This window comes from Amycolatopsis sp. NPDC059021, assembly GCF_042739895.1.
Lineage (GTDB): Bacteria > Actinomycetota > Actinomycetes > Mycobacteriales > Pseudonocardiaceae > Amycolatopsis.
On the sequence record NZ_JBHYIQ010000041.1, the window covers coordinates 7513 to 12801 of the forward strand.

Here is a 5289-nt window from a genome sequence, read left to right on the forward strand (position 1 = left end):
CGGGTGAGCACCGCCACGAGCCCGGTCCGCGGCCGCGCGGCCTTGCTACATTCGGCGGTCTGACCGTTCTGGATCTCCCCCGGCCGAGCGCCCGCGGCCGCGGGGGGGGGGGCCGCCGCCGCGCCCGCCCCCCCCCCCTCCGGAACGGCAGGCGGGAGAGGGCCTAGCCGTTCGACATGCTCATGGCGCGCTTGTCGGACTTGATGATGTGCTCCCGCTCGGACTCCGAGAGCCCGCCCCAAATCCCGTACGGCTCATGTACGGCGAGCGCGTGGGTCCGGCACATCTGGAGCACCGGGCAGGCCAGGCAGACGGCCTTCGCCCTGGCTTCGCGGCGTGCTCTCGCCGGACCGCGCTCGCCATCCGGGTGAAAGAAGGACGCGCTGTCCATCCCCCGACACGACCCCTCCAGCTGCCAGTCCCACATGTCCGCGTTGGGACCCGGGAGCCTTCGCGTGTCTGCCATCCTGACCGCCTCCGTCATCCGGTCGATGCCTTTAGCTGCTCCGCTGTGGTGCTGCTACTCCATTCGGTGCAACGGCGGTAACGTTAGAAGCGCGCCAATACTTGTTCAAGAGATTCACCCCGATTCAGCCGTTAGGCATCCCCCGGATGTGTGAGCTGGGCTTTTGGCTCCGGTTGCCCGCCGCCCGGACGCCCGGGATATTGGGCCGCGTGGGAGCTGGGTCGGGCACGGAAGAACCCACCCTGCCGGTGGCCTCGGTCGCCCGCCGGCTCGGGGTCGCGCCGTCCACCCTGCGTACCTGGGACCGTCGCTACGGGCTCGGCCCGAGCAGGCACACCGACGGCAGGCATCGCCGCTACGGCAGTTCCGACATCGGACGTCTCGAACTCATGCAGCGCGCGCTGCTCCGCGGCGCTTCGACGGCCGAAGCCGCCCGCTACGCGCTCGAGCAGATGCCCCGATCCGGCCCGCCCGCGGCACCGGAGATCGTCGGCACGCTGGTGGACGAGCCATCGGAGGAGAAGGAACCGGACGGTCACGAGGTCCCGTCCCGGCTGGCCCGCCGCCTCAGCACCGCGGCGCTCGCGATGGACGCCGGCGCGGTACAGCGGATGCTGGTCGACATCATCGGCGAACTCGGCGTCCTGTCCGCGTGGACCGGGGTGATCGAGCCCGTGCTGACCGCGCTGGGCGCGCGCTGGCGCGGAGTCAGCGCGGGCGCCGAGGTCGAGTACTTCCTTTCGGAGTGCGTTTTCGCCGCGCTCGTCCGCGCCACCCCGGTGCTCGACGAGCCTCGCAACACCCGCCCGGTGCTGCTCAGCTGCGTACCGGAGGAACGCGACAGCATGCCGGTGTACGCGCTGGCCGCGTCGCTGGCGGAAAGGCGCGTCGGCGCCCAGCTCTTCGGGGCGCCGCTGCCCGCCGAAGTGCTCGCGGTCGCGGTGCGCCGCAGCGCGCCCGCCGCCGTCGTGCTCTGGGCACGCCGTCGCGGTGCCGCCGACCCCCGGCTGTTCGCCAGGGTGTCCCGCGGGCGCCAGCGCAGCAGGCTGTTCGCCTGCGGGCCCGGCTGGGACCGCGCGACGCTGCCCGGCAAGGTCGAGCTGCTGACGGATCTTTCCGCCGCCGCTGACCGCATCGAGCATGTTCTTGTCGGTGCGAGGCGCTAGAAAGGACAGGTGCAGGAACACTCCCTGCGGACAGCCGCGTTCGGTGGTGACCCGCTGCCCGCCGGCCCCGTCGTGCCGCCGCCGTCCGCCACGCCGGTGGCGCGGCTGCTCGCGGCGATCGTCCTGGGCGCGCAGGGCCGGTATGCCGCCGCGGCGACGCTGCTGGCGGGCCTCGGCAAAGAGGCGAGCCCGCTCGTCGCGTCACTCGCCGGGAGCACGCTGGCTTCGCACCGGCGTCAGCTGGGCGGGCACGTCCGGGCCCGCGCGCTCGACGGGGAGGCGTTCGCGCTGGCCGTCGCGCTCCCGGACACCGGCCGCGACCCCGACGGGCTCGACGCGGCGGGAGCGCGTGCCGACGCGTTGCTCGGGCTCGCGGCGGACAACCTCGCCCTCGGCAGGCTCGGTGCCGCGCGCCGGCTGCTCGCCCGCGCGAGGGCGCAGGACGCGGGCTGGCGGGCCACGGTGCGTAGCGGCTGGGTCGGCGCCGAGATCGAACTCGCCGCGGGCCGGGCCGGCGAGGCCGTCGCTCCCGCGCGTCGCGCGGTGGAGGCGGCGCGGGAACGCGGTGCCCGGCGGCACGAGATCAAATCCGGCATCGTGCTCGGAGTGACACTGGTGGCGGCGGGCGATCCCGGAGAGCGGGACAATGCGAGAGACCTTCTCGAAAACGCCTTGGCGGACACCGAAAAAAGCGAACTCCATTCACTTTCTTGGGTGGTGGCCGGGGTGGTCGCGGACCTTCGGGCAGGACACGCCGAGAAGTATCGATTCAGAGCCGCTGAGGTGTTGCACGCAGTGTTACGGCGCGCAGATCCTTGCGGGAGGCGAATCGCGCGCGAATCGCCGTGGGTTCCGCCTTGACCGGGTTGAGCCTCTAGGAAACGGCGTTCCGGCATCCGGGCTAAGAAACTTCAAAAAAAGCCACCGGATCGTGTCAAGGTTCGGGCTAAAGCGTCCGATAGGGGAAGTGGAATGTCACCCGGCTGCAGGAAGGAAACCCCGTGACGACGGTCTTGATCTGCGACGACCGACGCAGTGTCCGTGAAGGGCTCACCCGTGTGATGTCCGCGGTCCCTGGGGTCAGTCGCATCGACTGCGTAGCGCACGGTGACGAGCTGCTGGCCCGGTACTCCCGCCAGCCGGTGGACGTCGTGCTGGTCGGGACGCAGCGCGCCGTCCCGACGGGCGTCGAAGCCACCCGTCGGCTCGTTTCCGCGAACCCCCAGGCCAACGTCATCGTGTTCGGCGCGCCGGACGACGCGGGCAGCATCGCCGCCGCGATCGCCGGCGGTGCCCGCGGCTACCTCCGGTGGGACGCCTCCCGCCCGGAGCTGGTCGCCGCGCTGGCGCACACGCTGGCCAGCACCTCGGTGCCCGCGCCGCGGCAGCCATCCGACCCCGGTGTCCAGCTCACCGAGCGCGAACTCCAGGTGCTGCGCGGGATGAGCCAGGGCAAGAGCAACGGCCAGATCGGGCGCGAGCTGTACCTGTCCGAGGACACCGTGAAGACGCACGCCCGGCGCCTGTTCCGCAAGCTCGGCGTGCGCGACCGCGCGCAGGCCGTCGCGCACGGCTTCCGGCGCGGCCTGGTCTCCTGATCCCGGGGCGAGCACTTCGTTCCTGAACGGCAGTACGGGTGACGACGGGCCAGGGCGGCACAGCCCTGGCCCGTAACTGTGTTCCCGGTCACCCTTGATGTTTTCCGTCCGTTAACTCGGGCAGGCTTTTCCCGGCCCAGCCAGCACCGGGCCCCGTACCTGTCCGGTCCCTCGCTCGTTGTACGGCTGTCTTCGGGCGAGAAGGGCCAGGTAAGGCCGGAGCGTGAGAACCGGCGTCGCCACGGCGCGCCGGGAGACGACCGTGAGCGGACGTCGTCGACCGGCCAAAGGTACGGTAGATGTGACCGGCGCACGGGAGAGTAACCATGCGCCGGGTTCTTTGCACGCCTACACGTAACACTGGGACTGTTGTCTGCGATGGCCAATGTGGGGGATGGACTGGATGAGCCGGTCGCCGCTGCTGTCGAGGGCGACCCACAGGCCGTCGAGCGGTTGTTGGCGGCCATCCGTCCACTGGTCGTGCGGTATTGCCGGGCCAGGGTTGGCAGGCAGGAGCGTTCGTTCGCTTCGGCAGACGACGTCGCGCAGGAGGTGTGTCTCGCGGTGCTCACGGCATTGCCCTCGTACCGTGATCAGGGGCGACCTTTCCTGGCCTTCGTCTACGGTATCGCCCAGCACAAAGTGGCCGACGCGCATCGGGCCGCGGCCCGCAACCGGGCGGAACCGGTGGCGGAGGTGCCCGACGAGGTCGAGGGCGGGGTCGGTCCGGAGCAGCGCGCGCTACAGGGTGAACTGAACGAGCGGATGTCGCAGTTGTTGCAGGTGCTGCCGGACAAACAGCGGGAGATCGTGGTGTTGCGGGTGGTCGTCGGCCTCTCCGCCGAGGAGACGGCGGACGCGGTGGGCTCGACGCCCGGCGCGGTCCGGGTCGCCCAGCACCGGGCGCTGGCGCGCCTGCGCAAGGTCCTCGCCGCCGAGGAGGTGATCTGAGTGACCGGGCGTGAGCGTGACGACAGACCGGGCGCCGAGCACGAGCAGACCGTGGGCTCGTCGGCATGGGGCAACGGGATGACCGCCTCCGAAGCGGAATTCGCCGCCGACCTGTCCGCTGTCCAGGCCGACGACGCCTTGCTGGACGCCCTCGGCGGCTCGGACCCGGCGATCGCCGACAGCCTCGGCGACCAGGAACTCAACGCACTTCTCGTCGCGTGGCGGCGGGACATAGACAGCGAGCCGCTCGCCGAGCTCGTGGACGTCGACACCGCCGTGCGCACCGTCGGCGCCGCGACACTGGCCCGCCGCAACTCCGGCCGGGGCCGTCGCAGGATGCTCGTCCCGGTCGCCGCCGCGGCCGCCGTGCTGGCCATCGCCTTCACCGGCACCGGGCTCGCCGCGCGTGACGCGCAGCCCGGGGACACGCTCTGGGGACTCACCAAGGTGCTCTACGCCGACCACGCACGGTCGGTCGAAGCCGCCGCCGCGGCGAAGCTGGACCTGGAGAAGGCGAACCTCGCGCTCGCCGGCGGCAATCTCGATCTCGCGCGCAAGGCGCTCGCCGACGCGCAGGCCGCGCTCAGCCAGGTCACCGACGCGGAGAACCGCGACCAGCTGCTCCAGCAGCACCGTCAGCTCAGCGCCCAGCTGGACGACCCGACGGCGCCCGCGCCGCCGCCGGGCCAGCTGCCGTCCCAGCAGCCGTCGAACCCGACGACGAGCCCGTCGAACCAGGCCAGCGGCGCGCCGACGACGCTGCCGGGCAGCGGCGGCAGCACGAGCCTGCCGGTGACCAGCTCCACGCCCTCGCCGACGCCTCCGCCGCCGGTCACGCCCACCACGACACCGCCGCCACCGGTCACCACGACGACCCCGGCCACCGGCAACGGGCCGGGCGGCAGCGGCACTCCGCGCAGCGAAACGGGAGCGGGCGGACAGGGCCAGCAGGGCCAGGCCGTCGCGCCGTCGACGCCGTAACGCGGTACAGCAACCGGAAAGGGGGGGGGGGGGGGGGGGGCGCCCCCCCCGCGTGGGGGCGGGGGGACGGCGAGATAGGCCCCTGAGTGGCCGCGACCCCCCCCCCCCACCCCCCCGCCGGGGGACC

Annotated in this window: 6 protein-coding genes; 5 read left to right on the top strand and 1 reads right to left on the bottom strand. The window is 72.4% G+C overall.

Features of this window, described 5'->3' with window-relative positions:
• Positions 1 to 163 precede the first annotated feature (163 nt).
• Positions 164 to 484, bottom strand: a complete 321-nt coding sequence (locus tag ACFWX1_RS23700; RefSeq protein WP_378390692.1) for a WhiB family transcriptional regulator — start codon at positions 482 to 484, stop codon at positions 164 to 166.
• A 230-nt stretch (positions 485 to 714) separates the two neighbouring features.
• Between ACFWX1_RS23700 and ACFWX1_RS23705 the strand changes: the two genes are divergently transcribed.
• From ACFWX1_RS23705 to ACFWX1_RS23725, 5 genes are all read left to right on the top strand, one after another.
• Positions 715 to 1632, top strand: a complete 918-nt coding sequence (locus tag ACFWX1_RS23705; RefSeq protein ID WP_378390788.1) for a MerR family transcriptional regulator — start codon at positions 715 to 717, stop codon at positions 1630 to 1632.
• Between the two features lie 9 nt (positions 1633 to 1641).
• Positions 1642 to 2493 carry a hypothetical protein gene (locus ACFWX1_RS23710; protein ID WP_378390694.1) on the top strand — a complete coding sequence of 284 codons (852 nt, stop codon included), beginning with the start codon at positions 1642 to 1644 and terminating at the stop codon, positions 2491 to 2493.
• A 140-nt stretch (positions 2494 to 2633) separates the two neighbouring features.
• A complete protein-coding gene (locus tag ACFWX1_RS23715; protein ID WP_003073605.1) occupies positions 2634 to 3230 on the top strand; it encodes a response regulator transcription factor in 597 nt (198 codons plus the stop codon).
• A 378-nt stretch (positions 3231 to 3608) separates the two neighbouring features.
• Positions 3609 to 4181 (top strand): sigma-70 family RNA polymerase sigma factor, encoded by a 573-nt coding sequence (locus ACFWX1_RS23720; RefSeq protein WP_345396876.1) that lies wholly within the window; start codon positions 3609 to 3611, stop codon positions 4179 to 4181.
• Entirely contained in the window at positions 4182 to 5162 is a 981-nt protein-coding gene (locus tag ACFWX1_RS23725; RefSeq protein ID WP_378390696.1) for an anti-sigma-D factor RsdA, read from the top strand.
• Positions 5163 to 5289 lie beyond the last annotated feature (127 nt).

Bases quoted from the DNA above. Each gene is read 5' to 3' on its own strand.
- ACFWX1_RS23700 (WP_378390692.1), bottom strand. From the start codon at position 484: ATGACGGAGGCGGTCAGGATGGCAGACACGCGAAGGCTCCCGGGTCCC.
- ACFWX1_RS23720 (WP_345396876.1), top strand. From the start codon at position 3,609: ATGGCCAATGTGGGGGATGGACTGGATGAGCCGGTCGCCGCTGCTGTC.